14 protein-coding genes and 3 pseudogenes are annotated in these 14,337 nt (G+C 70.4%); 11 read left to right on the top strand and 6 right to left on the bottom strand.

Annotated features, from left to right (window positions below; genetic code table 11):
- Window positions 1-18: 18 nt before the first annotated feature.
- The 3 genes and pseudogenes from ABEB13_RS00345 to ABEB13_RS00355 all read right to left on the bottom strand — a co-directional run.
- Complete coding sequence (locus ABEB13_RS00345; RefSeq protein ID WP_345703716.1) at window positions 19-1,008, bottom strand: ABC transporter permease; 990 nt, start codon at window positions 1,006-1,008, stop codon at window positions 19-21.
- A gap of 97 nt (window positions 1,009-1,105) precedes the next feature.
- On the bottom strand, window positions 1,106-1,837 hold the full coding sequence (locus ABEB13_RS00350; protein WP_345709488.1) for an ABC transporter substrate-binding protein: 732 nt from the start codon (window positions 1,835-1,837) through the stop codon (window positions 1,106-1,108).
- A gap of 125 nt (window positions 1,838-1,962) precedes the next feature.
- Window positions 1,963-2,568: pseudogene (locus ABEB13_RS00355) on the bottom strand (ABC transporter substrate-binding protein); the annotation flags it as partial.
- A 346-nt stretch (window positions 2,569-2,914) separates the two neighbouring features.
- On the opposite strand from ABEB13_RS00355, the gene ABEB13_RS00360 reads away from it, so the two are divergent.
- The 4 genes and pseudogenes from ABEB13_RS00360 to pepN all read left to right on the top strand — a co-directional run bounded on the left by ABEB13_RS00360 (window position 2,915) and on the right by pepN (window position 7,320).
- Window positions 2,915-3,562, top strand: coding sequence for a TetR/AcrR family transcriptional regulator (locus tag ABEB13_RS00360; protein ID WP_345703717.1), 648 nt, complete (start codon window positions 2,915-2,917; stop codon window positions 3,560-3,562).
- Entirely contained in the window at window positions 3,559-4,611 is a 1,053-nt protein-coding gene (locus ABEB13_RS00365) for a P1 family peptidase (RefSeq protein ID WP_345703718.1), read from the top strand. Before ABEB13_RS00360 ends, ABEB13_RS00365 begins: the two co-directional genes overlap by 4 nt.
- Window positions 4,541-4,702 carry a P1 family peptidase gene (locus ABEB13_RS00370; protein ID WP_345709489.1) on the top strand — a complete coding sequence of 54 codons (162 nt, stop codon included), beginning with the start codon at window positions 4,541-4,543 and terminating at the stop codon, window positions 4,700-4,702. The genes ABEB13_RS00365 and ABEB13_RS00370 overlap by 71 nt, the downstream gene beginning before the upstream one ends.
- Before the next feature lie 83 nt (window positions 4,703-4,785).
- Window positions 4,786-7,320: pseudogene (gene pepN / locus ABEB13_RS00375) on the top strand (aminopeptidase N).
- Window positions 7,321-7,597: 277 nt separating this feature from the next.
- Here pepN and ABEB13_RS00380 read toward each other — a convergent pair.
- Window positions 7,598-8,248, bottom strand: coding sequence for a TetR/AcrR family transcriptional regulator (locus ABEB13_RS00380; RefSeq protein WP_345703719.1), 651 nt, complete (start codon window positions 8,246-8,248; stop codon window positions 7,598-7,600).
- A gap of 144 nt (window positions 8,249-8,392) precedes the next feature.
- Between ABEB13_RS00380 and ABEB13_RS00385 the strand changes: the two genes are divergently transcribed.
- The 7 genes and pseudogenes from ABEB13_RS00385 to ABEB13_RS00415 all read left to right on the top strand — a co-directional run bounded on the left by ABEB13_RS00385 (window position 8,393) and on the right by ABEB13_RS00415 (window position 12,818).
- Complete coding sequence (locus ABEB13_RS00385) at window positions 8,393-9,109, top strand: class I SAM-dependent methyltransferase (RefSeq protein ID WP_345703720.1); 717 nt, start codon at window positions 8,393-8,395, stop codon at window positions 9,107-9,109.
- Between the two features lie 40 nt (window positions 9,110-9,149).
- Window positions 9,150-9,287 (top strand): hypothetical protein, encoded by a 138-nt coding sequence (locus tag ABEB13_RS00390; protein WP_345703721.1) that lies wholly within the window; start codon window positions 9,150-9,152, stop codon window positions 9,285-9,287.
- Window positions 9,288-9,873: 586 nt separating this feature from the next.
- Window positions 9,874-10,128: a type II toxin-antitoxin system Phd/YefM family antitoxin gene (locus tag ABEB13_RS00395; RefSeq protein WP_345703722.1), complete on the top strand. Its 255-nt coding sequence runs from the start codon at window positions 9,874-9,876 to the stop codon at window positions 10,126-10,128.
- Window positions 10,125-10,375, top strand: a pseudogene (locus ABEB13_RS00400) (type II toxin-antitoxin system RelE family toxin). Before ABEB13_RS00395 ends, ABEB13_RS00400 begins: the two are co-directional and overlap by 4 nt.
- A gap of 134 nt (window positions 10,376-10,509) precedes the next feature.
- On the top strand, window positions 10,510-11,043 hold the full coding sequence (locus ABEB13_RS00405; RefSeq protein ID WP_345703723.1) for a hypothetical protein: 534 nt from the start codon (window positions 10,510-10,512) through the stop codon (window positions 11,041-11,043).
- A 489-nt stretch (window positions 11,044-11,532) separates the two neighbouring features.
- Complete coding sequence (locus ABEB13_RS00410) at window positions 11,533-11,991, top strand: hypothetical protein (RefSeq protein ID WP_345703724.1); 459 nt, start codon at window positions 11,533-11,535, stop codon at window positions 11,989-11,991.
- A gap of 344 nt (window positions 11,992-12,335) precedes the next feature.
- Complete coding sequence (locus ABEB13_RS00415; RefSeq protein WP_345703725.1) at window positions 12,336-12,818, top strand: hypothetical protein; 483 nt, start codon at window positions 12,336-12,338, stop codon at window positions 12,816-12,818.
- Here the strand turns inward: ABEB13_RS00415 and ABEB13_RS00420 are convergent.
- Window positions 12,784-13,566 carry an IS5 family transposase gene (locus ABEB13_RS00420; RefSeq protein WP_345703726.1) on the bottom strand — a complete coding sequence of 261 codons (783 nt, stop codon included), beginning with the start codon at window positions 13,564-13,566 and terminating at the stop codon, window positions 12,784-12,786. The genes ABEB13_RS00415 and ABEB13_RS00420 overlap by 35 nt on opposite strands.
- A 378-nt stretch (window positions 13,567-13,944) precedes the next feature.
- A complete protein-coding gene (locus ABEB13_RS00425; protein ID WP_345703727.1) occupies window positions 13,945-14,337 on the bottom strand; it encodes a GNAT family N-acetyltransferase in 393 nt (130 codons plus the stop codon).

A 14,337-nucleotide genomic window follows, 5' to 3' on the forward strand; every position in this document is an offset into this window, starting at 1 on the left:
CCTCGGGATCGGCGGGGATCAGCCACGGTTCGCGCGCGGGTCGAGCGCGTCGCGCACCCCGTCACCGAGCAGGTTCAGGGAGAGCACGACCGCGAGCAGGGCAACGCCCGGCACCACCATGTAGGTGAGGTCGTAGAGGTAATAGTGAGTGGCCGTGTTGAGCATCCCGCCGAGGTCCGGATTGGGCGGCACGACGCCGACGCCGAGGAAGGACAGCGCCGCCTCGGTGGCGATGTTGCCCGGCACTGCCAGCGCGAAGGAGATCAGGACCGGCGCCCACAGGTTGGGCAGCAGCTGCTTGAACAGGATGTGGCCGGAGCGGGCGCCCATCACCTGGGCGGCGTCGACGAACTCGCGCTGCCGCAGCGAGATCACCTGACCGCGGACCAGCCGGGCCGGGTAGGCCCAGGAGAACAGGGCGATGACTGCAACGATGGTGCCCAGCTGCGCGGACTCGCTGACCGATCCGTGGCTGTCGGTGGTGATGGCGTTGGCGATCACGGGGGTCAGCGCGATGATGAAGAGGAGCTGCGGGAATGCCAGCATCACGTTCATCACCCAGTTGAGCAGTGAGTCCGCCCAGCCGCCGAAGTAGCCGGCGGCCAGGCCGACCAGAACGCCGAGTGCGGTGGCGAACACGGCGGCGGTCAGCGACACCACCAGCGAGGTACGCAGGCCGTAGAGCAGCCGTGCGAAGACGTCGTAGCCGGTGCCGGGCTCGACGCCGAGCCAGTGCGAGCCGCTGATGCCGCCGAGAGCGCCGACGGGGAAGTTGCCCTGGTCGGGGTTGATGGCGTGCAGGTCGGCCCTCACCGGACCCCAGCCCTCGACGGCGGAGAGGACCGGGGCGAGCATCGCGGCGAGGATGAAGAGCAGTGCCACGACGAAGGAGGCCGCCGAGGCGCGGTCGCGCCTCAGCCGCAGCCAGGCCTGTCGGGCCGGCGAGCGGCCGGTGACGGCCGTGGCGGGTTCCGCCTGCGCCTCGAAGGCGAGCTGGGTCTGGGTCATGGTTCGGTGCTGCCCTTCGCAGACAGAGTGGGGCGGGGCGGGCCGGGCCCGGCGGGGCTCCGGCCGGGTCAGGCAACTACGCTGATGCGCAAAGGAGTTACTTCTTGAGATAGACCTTGGCGAGGTTCATCGTGCCGATGACGTTGTCCTCTTGCAGGCCGCCGACCTTGGAACCCTCGAGATAGTTCATCTTCGTGTAGATCAGGGGGACCACGGCCGCAGTGCGGGTCAGGATGTCGACGTCGAGCTTGCCCCAGGCGGCGCTGACGGCGCCGGGGTCGGTGAGGGTGGAGATACGGTCGATCTCCTTCTCCGTAGCGGCGTCGTTGAGCTGCGCGAAGTTCCAGTTGCCGGTCTGCGTGATGACACGGGCGGACAGCAGCGGGGTGATCACCGCCGAGCCGGAGGGGTAGTCGGCGAACCAGTCGGCCCACATCAGGTCGTAGTGGTTGGACACGTTGCCGATGTTGCTGAAGTAGGTGGATGCGTCGATCCTCTTCACGTTGACCGTGATGCCCACCTGAGCCAGCGCGTCGTGGATGGCGTCGCCGACCTTCTCCGACATGACGGCAAGGGAGAGGGTGACGTTCTTCTGGCCGGACTCGGCGAGCAGCTGCTTGGCCTTGGCCTGGTTGCCTGCGGGGTCGGAACCGTAGGGGGCGGCGGCGAGGCGGCCAGGGATCTTCGGGTTGAGGAAGGTGGTGGCGTAGTCGCCGTAGGCCGAGCCGCCGAAGCCGCCGCGCACGGTCTGCTTGTTGATCGCGTACCCGATCGCCTGGCGAACCTTGAGATCGGTGACGGTGGCGGTGTTGATCGCCAGGTAGTTGATGGAGAGGAAGCGATGGAGTGGAAGCGCGACCTGAGCTGGGGGTCGCTGGAGAAGGTCTGGAGGTCGGTGCTGGCCACGGTCTGGCCGGAGACGGCGGTGTGCGCATCGCTACCGTCCGTCTTCATCAGCTGGTCGATGGCGGAGCCGTCCAGTCCGATCTTGACGTTGATCCTGTCGACATTCTGCTCGCGCAGCCTGTCCGTGCCGGCACTCCAGTGCGGGTTGCGCACCAGGGTCAGCTCCTTGCCGCGGGTATAGGTCCCGATCATGTACGGGCCGTCGGACCAGACGTGGGTGTCGTAGGTGGCACCGGTGTCGTGGGCCTTGGGCACAGCCGCGAAGGTACCGATGGCGGTGGCCTGGTTGAAGTCGGAGACGGACCTGTTCAGCTTGAAGACGATCGTGTAGGGGTCGGGCGTCCGGATCGAGGCCAGCTCGCCCTGCTTGGGCCCCTTGTAGCCGTTGCCGCCGACCAGCCATTGCTGGCCGTAGGTGGCGCCGCCCGCCAGGTCCGGGTCGAAGGACCGCTCCACGCCGTACTTGACGTCAGCGCTGGTGACCTCAGTGCCGTCCTGCCACTTGATGCCCTTGTTGAGATGGAACGTCCAGGTCTTCGCGTCGTCCGAGGGCGTGCCGGCGTCCGTGGACAGGTCGCCCACGAGCTTGGTCGACCCGTCGGTCTGCTTCTCCCAGTAGGTCAGCGACCGGTACAGGATGTGGCCCAGGTTCATCGCCGCGATCGTGTAGTTCCGCTGCGGGTCGAGGTGGTCGAAGTCGTAGGACGCGTAGTAGGTGAGTGTGCCGCCCTTGACGCGGTCGGTCGAGCGGCCGGATGCGGAGCCGGGCCCCCGCCGCAGGCGGTAAGACCGAGGGCAGCGGAGGCTGCAAGGGCCGTGAGGCTGACCGCACGGGTGTTGCGCATCATGTTGAGTGGTCTCCTAGCTGAAGGTGCAGCCCGGGGGAGGAGCGCGAGGCATGGTTCTTTGGACGCCCAGCCAAGTGCTTCATGGACCTAGCCGTCAAGAATTTGGCGGTAACTATTGATTAATTTGGACGACTAGCCAAAGATTGGTGACCATGGCACGACAGAAGAACCAGGCGGCCCGCCGGGCCGAGCTGCTCGCCGCCGCCGCGAAGGCGATCAGCGAGCACGGTCCTGGCAAGGTCCGCGTCGCGGACATCGCCGAGGCCGCCGGGGTGGCCAAGGGGTCCGTGCACTACTACTTCAAGGACCTCGACGATCTGCTGGAGCAGGTCTACCGGGAGGCCGGCGAGCGCTACTTCACCCAGCGCCTCGACGAGGTCACCCGCCACGCCGACGCACGCGACAAGCTGATCGCCTGCATCCGGATGGGCCTGCCGGACGGACCGGAGGACCAGCTGACCGGCCTGCTCTACCGCACGGGTGTCGAACTGCCGTACAACCCGCTGCGCGCCGCACTCGCCGAGGGGCTGACGGACAGGCAGGTCGGGGTCTACGTCGGCGTCCTGGAGGTCGGCCGCGCTCAGGGCCACTTCCGGATCGCAGAGCCGGTCCAGGATGTCGCCGCCAATCTGGTCGCCCTGGAGGACACCTACGCCAGCCGGATCATCTACCGGCGCGCGCCCGGCATGTTGGACCGCGCCATGGCGCTGATCCTCGGCTACGCCCGCGCAGTGACCGGCTGCCCCGGCCTCACCCCTGATCGCATCCCCGACCCCACCGAGGAGGACCCTGCCCCATGAGCCACGCCCCCCACCTGCGCACCCCCTCAGGCAAGGAGCGCGCCCGGGCCCTCGGCATCCCCTTCGCCGGGGAGCCGGGGCCGTACAACGCGATCACCGACGTGCCGGGCGTCGCGGTCGGCTACGCGACACTGATCAAGGGCGAGGCGGTCCGCACCGGTGTGACCGCGATCCTGCCCCGCGGCCGGGAGGGCGTCGGCTCTCCCTGCGCGGCCGGCTTCTACTCGCTCAACGGCAATGGAGAGCTGACCGGCACCCACTGGATCGAGGAGACCGGTTCCCTGGCGCTGCCCGTCGGCATCACCGACACTCACGGCGTCGGCTTGGTACACCGTGGCCTGATCGACTGGATCGGCGCCAACTACCCGGCACTGGCCGAGAAGTGGCTGCTGCCGGTGGTCGGCGAGACCTGGTCGGGCTACCTCAACGACATCAACGGCCCGCACATCCAGCCGCTGCACGCGGCGCACGCCCTCGACGCGGCGGCCCGGGGACCGATCGAGGAGGGCTCGGTCGGCGGCGGTACCGGCATGAACTGCTACCAGTACAAGGGCGGGTCCGGCACCGCCTCCCGTGTTGTCGCCTACGGCCCGCACCAGTACACGGTCGGGGCCTTCGTCCAGGCCAACTTCGGTGTTCGCACCGAACTCACCATTGCCGGCGTCCACCTGGGCGACGCTCTGCGCGACGACAACCCGATGTCCTCCGTCCGGGCAGCCGATGCCCCGCTGCCCGGCGGCTCCGGTTCGGTCATCGTCGTCGTCGCCACCGACGCCCCGCTGCTGCCCGCCCAGTGCAAGGCCATGGCCCGCCGGGTGTCGATCGGCCTCGGCCGCACCGGCACCAGCGGGGGCACTTCTCCGGGGACGTCTTCCTCGCCTTCTCCACAGCCAACGAGGGCGCGCTGCGCAGCGACTTCCCGGACGGCCCCCCGGTCCCGACGAGTTCGACACCCTCCGCTTCATACCTTGGGGCCGGATCGACCCCTTCTACGCCGCCACCGTCCAAGCCGTCGAGGAGGCCGTGCTCAACTCCCTCACCGCCAATGAGGACATGGTCGGCCGTGACGGCCACCGCTCCCCCGCCCTCCCCCGCGATCAGGTCCGCAAGCTCCTAGCAGCACGGTCGGCGGCGGAGTGACCCACCCGCCCCATGCCCTCGGGGCCGGAGACCCTCCCCCTGCGCGCCGCCCACCACCATCTGCACCCCACGAGGAGAAAGAGTTGCCCGGCGAGACCCTGACGCGCAGCGAGGCCCGCGAACGGGCCCGACTGCTCGCCACCGACGCCTACGACGTGTCCCTGGACCTGCGCAACGCGGTCCATCCGGATCGGGACACTTTCCGCTCGGTCACCCGGATTCGCTTCCGCTGCGCCGAGCCCGGCGCATCCACCTTCGCCGACCTGCTCGCCTCGACTGTCGACGCGGTCGTCCTCAACGGCCGCAGCCTCGACCCCGAAGTCGTCTTCGACGGCACGCGCATCCTCCTCGACGGACTGGAGGAGGAAAACGACCTGACGGTGATCGCCCGCTGCGCATTCTCCAGCACCGGGCAGGGCCTGCACCGCTTCACCGACCCCGAAGACGGGCAGGTCTACCTGCACACCCACCTCGAACCCGCGGACGCCCGCCGAGTCTTCGCCGTCTTCGAACAGCCCGACCTCAAGGGCGCATTCACCTTCCACGTTACCGCCCCCGAAGCATGGACGGTGCTGGGCAACACCGTACCCGCAGCCCCGCTCCCCGAGCCCGGTGACAACGAGCCCCCCTCGCAACCTGGCACTTCACCCCGACCCTGCCGCTCCCCAGCTACCTCACCGCCGTCGCCGCCGGCCCGTACCACGTGGTACGCGACCACTACCGGCGCGTCCTGCCGAACGGAGGCGTGCAGCACATACCCCTCGCCGTCCTCTGCCGGGCTTCCCTCGCGCCGTACCTCGACACCGACGAGATCCTCACCCTCACCCGCCAGGGCCTGGACTTCTACACCAAGCAGTTCGAATTCCCCTACCCTTTCGGTAAATACGACCAGGTATTCGTTCCCGAGCACAACATCGGCGCCATGGAAAACCCCGGGCTGGTCACCTTCCGCGAGGACTTCCTGTTCCGGAGCAGGGCGACCCGCTCCGCCTACGAGTACCGTGCCAACATCCTGCTGCACGAAATGGCGCATATGTGGTTCGGCAACCTCGTCACCCCCGTTGGTGGGACGACCTGTGGCTCAAGGAATCCTTCGCCGAATTCATGGGAGCTTTCGCATCGGCGGAGGCCACCCGGTACACCGAGGCGTGGACCACCTTCGCCAATCGCCGTAAGGGCTGGGCCCACCGCGTCGACCAGCGCCCCAGCACCCACCCGGTCACCGCGGACATCCACGACCTGCAGGACGCCAAGCTCCATTTCGACGGCATCACCTACGCCAAAGGCGCAGCGGTGCTCAAGCAGCTCGTCGCCTACGTCGGACAGGACGCATTCCGCAAGGAGTCCGTCGCTACTTCGAACGCCACGCTTTCGGCAATGCCACCATGCACGACCTGCTGTCCGCCCTGGAGGAGTCCTCCGGCCGCGACCTCACCGACTGGGCCCAGGCCTGGCTGCAGAGCAGCGGCGTCAACGCGTTCACCCCGCACATTCGTTGCGGCGCGGACGGCCGGATTCGCGAAGTTGTCATTGAACAGCAGGGCGAGCCGCTGCGCCCGCACCGCGTCGCGGTCGGCCTCTATCGCCTCAACGCCGAAGGCGCACTGATCCGCTACGCCCGTGCCGAAACCGACCTTCACGGCAGACTCACCCCGATTAACGGACTCGTGGGCGCCGAGCGTCCGGACCTGGTCCTCGCCAACGACGACGACCTCAGTTACGCCAAGCTCCGCTTCGACGCCCGATCCCTGGCAACCCTTCGCCGCCACCTGGGCGACCTGGCCGACCCGCTGGCGCGTGCCCTGGGCTGGACCGGCTTGTGGGACCTGACGTGCGACGGCGCCTTCGCTGCAGAGGAATTCCTCGACCTGGTGGCCGGATTCGCCGGACGTGAGTCCGAGATCGGGCTGCTTCAGACTCTGCACACCTGGTCCCGCGAAGCCCTGCTCTTCTTCGTCGACCCGGAACGCCGACAAGCAGCGGGCGCTCGCCTCGCCGATGCCGCCGTTGCCGAGATTCGTCTGGCCGAGCCCGGCGCAGACCGGCACCAAGCCTGGACCCGCTTCCTCGCTTCGATTGCCGCCCGCGATGCAGATCTCACTCTGCTGCAGGGACTCCTCGCCGAAACCGACAACCAGGAGCTGCGCTGGGCCCTGCTGGAGGCCTTGGCCGCCCACGGCCGCACCGACGACGAAGAGTTGGAGCTAGAGGCCGCCCACGACGACAGCGCGGCGGGCCACCGCTGCTTCGCACGGTGCCGCACCGCGCGTCCGACGGCGGCGGCCAAGGCCGAGGCCTGGGCCGCGGTGACAAAGTCGGCCATCCTCGGCAACGCCACGACGCAGGCCGTCGCTGCCGCCTTCCACAAGCCCGGGCAGCAGCACCTCATCGCGCCCTACGCCAACCGGTACTTCAAAGAGCTCACCGACCTGTGGGCCAAACTGCCCATCGAGACTGCGGTGCCGGTCGTGACCCACCTCTTCCCTGTGTTTCAGCCTGACGCCCTCGCCCTGGCGGAGCAGTGGCTCACCGACCATCCGCACGCTGCGCCCGCGCTGCGCCGGCTGGTGATCGAGGCCCATGCCGACCTCTCCCGCGGCGGGCGCGGGCCACGCTGAGGCCCGGACGCCCGAAGCGGCGGCGGATCCTGGACGCCGAGGTGGGCGACGGCATGCCGGCCGCAGAACATCCGTCACCCGAACGTGCCGGCATCCCAGCAGGTACGGGCCGGCGAATGGGAACGGTTGAATTTGCCAAGCGGTGCTCCGCGACGGTTCTTCCGCCGTCGGCCGGGTTTGCGGGCCGGGCCCGTGAACACTGCGTGCCCGGCACGGGAGTCCGTACCGGGCACGCGGCCCCGCCAGCCGGGTGTCAGCTGCGCAGGTCGCATGCCGTTCAAGCGGAGCGGCCGGGGCCGCTGGGTGCGACGACGAGCGCGGCGACGAGGCGGGCGACGAGGCGGGGGTTGTCGTGCGCCTGCGTACTGCCGTGCATGAGCAGGTGGTGGATCGTGCCCGCGAGGGCGAGCGCCAGCATCGGGCAGTCGGCGCCCGCGGGCACCCGGCCGAGTCGCTGCTCGGCCTCCAGGTAGCGGGCGAGCGCGTCCTCGACCGCGCCCGGGCCGGGGGCGCCGGTGCTCCAGGCCTCCCGCACCCGGTGCACGACCTCCTGCCGGGACATCGCCGCCGCGGTGATGACCGGCCCGTTCGCACCGAGCATCGCGAGCGCGGCACGGGTCAGGTTGTCCTGCACCGTGCCGTGACCGGCTCGCTCCGGCAGTGGACGGACTTCGGCGGCGATCCGCTCGAAGCGGTCCAGGACGAGCTGGGCGACGAAGTCGTCCAGGTCGGTGAAGTGGTTGTACAGCAGGCCCTTCGCGCAGTCGGCCTCCTCGGTGACGGCACGGTTGGTCAACCCGGCCGTCCCCTCCCGGGCGAGGACGCGTTCGGCCGCCGCGAAGAGTCGTTCCCGTGCGTCAGGGATGGCTACGCCGCGTGGTGACATCGGTTCTCCGCTCAGGGCTTGCACTGATGGGCATTTGCCCATACCGTCGAATGGGCAGATGCCCATACTAGCTCTCCGGCAGGAGCGGGACCATGCGCGAGCTCGTCAACACCCAGCAGTTGGAGGCCTGGAACGGCGAGGAGGGCCAACACTGGAGCGATCACCACGACCGCTGGAACGGAGCGCGTGCTCGACGTCGGCTGCGGCGCCGGCCAGACCACCCGGCTCGCCGCCCGGGCCGCCGGCAACGGCTCCGTCCTGGGCCTCGACCTCTCCGGCCCGATGCTCGACCGGGCCCGCACCCTGGCCGCCGGGGAGGGCCTGCATCGGATCACGTTCGAACAGGTCGACGCCCAGGTCCACCCGCTGCCGACCGCCGGTTTCGACGTGGCGATCAGCCGCTTCGGCATCATGTTCTTCGACGATCCGGCTGCCGCGTTCGGCAACATCGGCCGGGCCCTGCGCCCGGGCGGCCGGATCGCCTTCGTCTCCATGTCCGACCCCGCCCGCACCGAATGGGTGCAGGCGTTCGCAGCCGTCCGGGCCGCGCTGCCGCTCCCGCCGCAGGCCGACGGCACGCCCGCGGGCCGCGGCATGTTCTCGCTCTCCGACCCCGCCGAGATCCGCCGAATTCTCGGCGCGGCCGCCTTCACCGACGTGCGCATCGAACCCGCCGAGGCCCCCGGACGGTTCGGCCGGGACGTCCAGGACGCCGCCGAACACCTCCTGGCCTCCGGTCCCCTCCGACACCTGACAGGCCTCCTCGATCCCGCGGCCACCGACGGCCGGGCCGGCGCCGACCTGGTGCGGGACGCGTTGACCACCGCCCTGGCCCCGTACGAGCGGCCCACCGGCGTCGAACTCCGCACCGCGGCATGGGTGGTCACCGCCACCCGCCCCTGAACCCCCGCCGGCGGCAGACCGGCGGGAGCCGGCGTTGCCGATGACCGGCCCGTCGCCGATCTGCCGGCACGCCTGCGCGAAGACTGTCTTCCCCACAGGCGAGGCGGACGCATTGTTCGGGAAGAAGCTGGACGTCTTCGCCGAGCAGCACCCCGGTGCCGCCCCGGCCGAGAGCTGATCTTCCCGGGGACAGGTGCGCGCTGCGGCGGCCGCGCGCGTCGTCACGCGCGGCCACTGGCGCTTCACGGCGTCCGGTCCTTGTCGGCCGCCATCCGCGCGAGGACCTCGGGAACGGTGCGGCCGGGCGTGCCCTCGGGCAACTTCCGAGGGTCGAAGTAGACCGGGTTCGCCTGCACCCGGAGCTCCGCGGGCGCGGTGCGCCGCCACCTGCGCCTGTAGGTGGTCGACAGATGCGCAGCATCGTCCAGGCGACGTGCCAGCGCCGGGCCTCCTCGAAGGTCAGGCCGTGGTCGCCCATCCACAGTCCCATCCGGCGCATCATGCGGGGTGCGACCAGGAACTGGACCGGGGTGGGGAGCGGCGGCTTCGGACGGCTCATCAGGATCTCCTCGCTGTCCGGCCGGACAACCTCCGACAGCTCTCTCAACACAGGCCGCCCCCATGCCGGGCCACAGGGGGCACCCGGAAGCACACCGGAAGGCCTCTCTCGGCCTCCGGCCGGTGGTCCGTGCTCCTCTGCAGGCGGGGCTGGTCGCGCCGGAGAGCCACGCACGCGAAAGCAGCGTAAAGCGTACACTTCTGCCATGAGCGACATGTTGCCGATCACCGAGGCGCGGGCCAAGTTCGGCTCGCTGGTCCGCCGGGCCTCCCACGGCCGCGAGCGGATCGTCATCACCGACCACGGCCAGCCCGCCGCCGTACTCATCAACCCGGTCGAGCTCGCCGAGATCGAAGAGGCCCTCGCCCTCGCCGAGTACCGCAACCGCCAAGCGGCCGGCACCCAGCGCAATGTCGCCCATGACGAGGTGCGCGCGATGCTGGGGCTGGAGCGCGGGTGACCCACCGGATCGTCTGGGACGAGCACGCGATCAACGCGGCCGCCCGCTTCCTCAAGGACGACCACGACGGGCTGCGCCAGGTCATCGACGCCGTCGATCTCCTCGCCGACAATCCCCGCCCCACCGGCACCGCCGAGTACGGATCCCCGGCCTGCGCCGCCTGCACGTCGGCCGCTACCGCGTCCTGTACGAGATCACCGACGACACCGTGACCATCGTCGTCCTGAACCTCGGCCGCATCGCCTGACCCCGAAGGGGTTGGACGGCACCGGCCCGACGCCGCGCCGAGACAGGCCCTCCGGCAGTGGGGCCCGGTCCGGCGGCCGCGGCCATGGGCAGCCCAGTCACCGCGAACGCACAGGAAGGACCAGAGGGACGCACATGGCACAGGAATCGGACGCCGAGGGCACCATGCTCCGCTGGGTGGACATCCTCGCGCAGCTGCAGGCCGGCGTGGAGGGCTGGCGCTACCGGTCGTTCGCGCAGGCCGTCCGCGAGCTCGGCATCATGCTGCCGCCCGCGCCGTGGCCCGGAGACCGGGAGCATTGGGCGCCCGGCCGGTGCTTCGCCGCCGCCACCGACTACGCCGAGGCCACCGACGCCACCTACGTCGAGGGCTTCGTCCTGGTACCCGGCCTGACGGCATGGCCGGTCTTCGAGCACGCCTGGTGCCTGCGCGACGGCGCGGTCGCCAACCCGTCCCTTCCCGACGGGTCGGCAGCCCTGTACTTCGGCATCCCGCTGGCCGCCGACTACCGGCGCAGCGAGCAGGCCCGCCGCGGCACCCACGCCGTCCTCACCACCGACCCGCAAAACCCGTGGCCCCTGGTCAACGAAGACGCTCTGCGCCACGGGCTCCCGGCGACGGCGGTCCTGCCCCGGGCCGCGGCCGGCGGTACAGTCGCCCGGACGTGACCGGCGGCGGCCGGATCCAGGCAGCCACCGGTTGCCCACCCTCGGGGTGAAGGTGCCGCTGCGGCGCACCGGTCCACTGCTCTCGCTGCGCACCGGTCGCCGTACAGGCCCCACGTCAACTGCCCTCCCTGGCCAGCCCTGGGGGTCGCAGCGGCTTGGTGCAGCAGGCCGGCCAGGCCCGTCGCGGCCGACGGCGATCTGGACGAGCGGGCACGAGGTGTCGGGGCTCTCAGCCAGTCCGGTTGCGGCCAGGGGGATGGCGGTCGCGAGCCAAGGCGCGGGGCCCTGGCAGGTGCGGATCGCCCGTGGTGATGACGGCGGTGGTCCGCGCCCGGGGTCGGGCTGTGGCGGCGCGCGGTCTTCGGGATGCGCTGGCCGGATGGAACGAGCCGTGACCGGCCGGGGGCTTCAGTGGTTGTTGTCCGTATGAGACGTTCTGCTCTGTCCTGGGTTGCGCCGCCGAACGGGGCGGGCGAAAGCGATCCTGATGTGGCCAGCGGTCCCTCCGGCCGCGGCCCGCGCGGCGGGATCCTCGCCGAGGCCGCCGCAAGCACCGAACGCGCCGCAGCCTGGGTACGCCGGGTCGCCGAGCGGCAGAGCGAGCCCGAACACGCGGCCGTCCTGGAACGGTTCGCCTGCGCCGTCTCCCGCGCGGGCGCCGACCTCGACCCCACCGACGGCTACCTCGGCGGCGTCGGCTGGGAGACCCGCTACCGCCTTGATGGCTACGTCCTGCTCGGAGCCCGCCGAACGCAGCAGCCGATCACCCTCACCCCCACCGAGACCCTCACCCTGGGCACCATCGGCGCCCTCGCCCTCGCGCTGCCCGCCGCCGCCATGTTCGACCCCACCGACCTCGCCCGGCTCTGTGCCGTCCTCGACGACGCCGTCACCCACGCCCGAACCCACTCCCCCAACCCCGAGCCCGCCTCGACCCCACCCGCCTGATCGCCCACCACACTCTCGGCCCGGCCGGCCGCCAGCCCGGGTGGTGATGGGCATGCCCACGTTGCGCCCCCTTGATCGACTGAACACAACCCCGAGCAGCGGTGACCTCAGCGAGTCCGGCCGCCGCGAGGGGATTCAACGGCCGGACTGGCCTTGTTCACGAGTTCCGACGGATGTTCACCAGTTCCGGCAGCAGCCGTTCCTGCGGGTTGTTCCATTTGAGCTGGTCAGAGAAGCCGTTGTCTTTCCGATAGTGACGGGTGCGTTTCCGCTGGTCAGGCATAGTGCTGGTGCCTCGGTGGCAGAGACGGGGTGTCGTGTCGTCTCTTCGGTGGGGGTGTCGGATGCCGTCGGTGATGGGGCTGCTGGAGGAGCGCGAGCGTGCTGCCCGGCAGCGGGTAGAGGTCTTGCAGGCCGAGCTGCGGGAGGCCGAGGCAGCATGGGAGCGGTTCGTGATCGCCCGTCAGACGGTGGCCGAAGTCCTGGCGGAACCTCCTGTGGGCGAGGAGACGCCGTCGGCCGGGGTGGCCGGTGAACGGCCTGCACGGGTCACCGGGGCGGTGCCGGGATCGGTGGTGCCGCTCTGGAGGGAAGGTCTCGATCCGGGTGCGCTGGCGCCGGACTACCAGCGGCTCGTGGAGGTCCTGGCGGGGAGCGGAGCGGAGATGGACTGTCGGCAGCTCGCGGCGGCCCTGGGTCTGGAGGTGGTCGCGGCGAAGGTGGAGAGAGTGCGGTCGAAGGTGAAGCGCCTGGCCGCGCGGGGCTGGCTGGCCGAGGACCGTCCGGGGATGTTCAGGCCGGTGGCCGGGCGAGGCGGCGGCTCATGACCATGGTCATCGACCACCGGATCATCGCCTCGGAGGTGTCGGTGCGCATCTCGTAGTCGCGGGCGAGGCGGCGTGAGTGCATCAGCCAGGCGAACGTCCGTTCCACCAGCCACCTTTTCGGCAGCACCACGAAGCCCGTGGCGTCGTCGCTTCGTTTGACCACGGTCAGCGCGATCCGCAGGACATCGCGGGCGAGGTCGACCAGGCGCCCGGTGTAGCCACCGTCCGCCCACACCGGCGTGATGCGCCAGTGCCGCTCACGCAGTCGCTCCAGCAGCGTCCAGCCGGCCTCGCGGTCGGTGACGGATGCCGCGGTGACCATCACCGCCAGCAGCAGCCCGAGGGTGTCCACCACGATGTTCCTCTTGCGGCCGTTCACCTTCTTCCCGCCGTCGAACCCCCGGCTGGCAGCCGGCACCGACGCGGCCCCCTTCACCGACTGCGCGTCGATGATCCCCGCGGTCGGCTCCGGATCACGGCCCACGGCCCGCCTCACCCGGTCCCGCAACCGGTCGTGGAACTCCACGACCAGGCCGTTGTCCCGCCAGCGCCGGAAGAACGCGTAGACGCGGTCCCAGGCGGGGAAGTCCGCGGGCACCGCCCTCCAGGCGATGCCGCCCGCGACCAGGTAGCGCACCGCATCGACCAGCTGCCGGTGGCAGTAGCCCTCCGGCTGCCCGCCGCGGCCTTCCAGCCAGGCCGGCACGGGCATCGCGTCGCGCACGACGGCCCACTCCGCGTCGGTCATGTCCGAGGGATACCTCGGACGCCTGTGCGGCCGATCCCCGGCGTTTCCGAACCGGTGAGCGAGACAATCACACGACAGGGCATCGGAGTTGGACGACAACGACGCGGACACGGAAGACTGCAGCACCAGGGGCCTCCTGTTGCTCGACTGGATTCGACACCCACGAGCTGTGCAGGAGGTCCCACTTTCATGCCCTGCCGACCAGAAGATCACCCGACCGAGTCGGCAGACTCGAACTCACGCCCACCAAGATCGATAGAGCAACAGCCAGAGAGATCAAGGGCGTCAGCCCGTGCGCACTGCGGCCATCCCGCCGGTCCGCTCAGGCGCGGTCCGTCCGCTGCAGACGTCTGGAGCGGGGCTGTACCGGCGTGGTCGCTACCCGGCCACGGGGGTGGGCGTGTCGAGGACAGCGAGTTCTGCGGGTGTGGCCTGGCGTTTCCAGTCGGGGGCGAGGGCGGCGTAGGTAGCCACGTCGTGCCAGCAGCCCTGGGTGCGGAACAGTTGGCGCAGGGTTGCTTCGGGGTGCAGTCCTGCGGCCAGCATGAGTGGGGGCATGTGTTGGTGGTCGGTGCGGTGTCCGGCCCAGATGCGGTGCAGGCCGAGCGGGCCGAAGCTGTAGGCGATCTGGAGGCGGGCGGCTTCGTGGACGTGGCCTCTGGCGGGCGAGCCGGGCAGCAGGACGACGGAGGTCAGCATGGCGTTGCGGCCGTAGTCCTCGACCAGGAGGCCGACGGTGCCGAGCATGGCGTCGTGGTCGGGAGCGCACAC

This window comes from Kitasatospora paranensis, from assembly GCF_039544005.1.
Taxonomy (GTDB): Bacteria; Actinomycetota; Actinomycetes; order Streptomycetales; family Streptomycetaceae; genus Kitasatospora; species Kitasatospora paranensis.

Bases quoted from the DNA above. Each gene is read 5' to 3' on its own strand.
- ABEB13_RS00345 (WP_345703716.1), bottom strand. From the start codon at position 1,008: ATGACCCAGACCCAGCTCGCCTTCGAGGCGCAGGCGGAACCCGCCACG.
- ABEB13_RS00360 (WP_345703717.1), top strand. From the start codon at position 2,915: ATGGCACGACAGAAGAACCAGGCGGCCCGCCGGGCCGAGCTGCTCGCC.
- ABEB13_RS00365 (WP_345703718.1), top strand. From the start codon at position 3,559: ATGAGCCACGCCCCCCACCTGCGCACCCCCTCAGGCAAGGAGCGCGCC.
- ABEB13_RS00380 (WP_345703719.1), bottom strand. From the start codon at position 8,248: ATGGGCAAATGCCCATCAGTGCAAGCCCTGAGCGGAGAACCGATGTCA.
- ABEB13_RS00390 (WP_345703721.1), top strand. From the start codon at position 9,150: ATGACCGGCCCGTCGCCGATCTGCCGGCACGCCTGCGCGAAGACTGTC.
- ABEB13_RS00395 (WP_345703722.1), top strand. From the start codon at position 9,874: ATGAGCGACATGTTGCCGATCACCGAGGCGCGGGCCAAGTTCGGCTCG.
- ABEB13_RS00405 (WP_345703723.1), top strand. From the start codon at position 10,510: ATGGCACAGGAATCGGACGCCGAGGGCACCATGCTCCGCTGGGTGGAC.
- ABEB13_RS00415 (WP_345703725.1), top strand. From the start codon at position 12,336: ATGCCGTCGGTGATGGGGCTGCTGGAGGAGCGCGAGCGTGCTGCCCGG.
- ABEB13_RS00420 (WP_345703726.1), bottom strand. From the start codon at position 13,566: ATGACCGACGCGGAGTGGGCCGTCGTGCGCGACGCGATGCCCGTGCCG.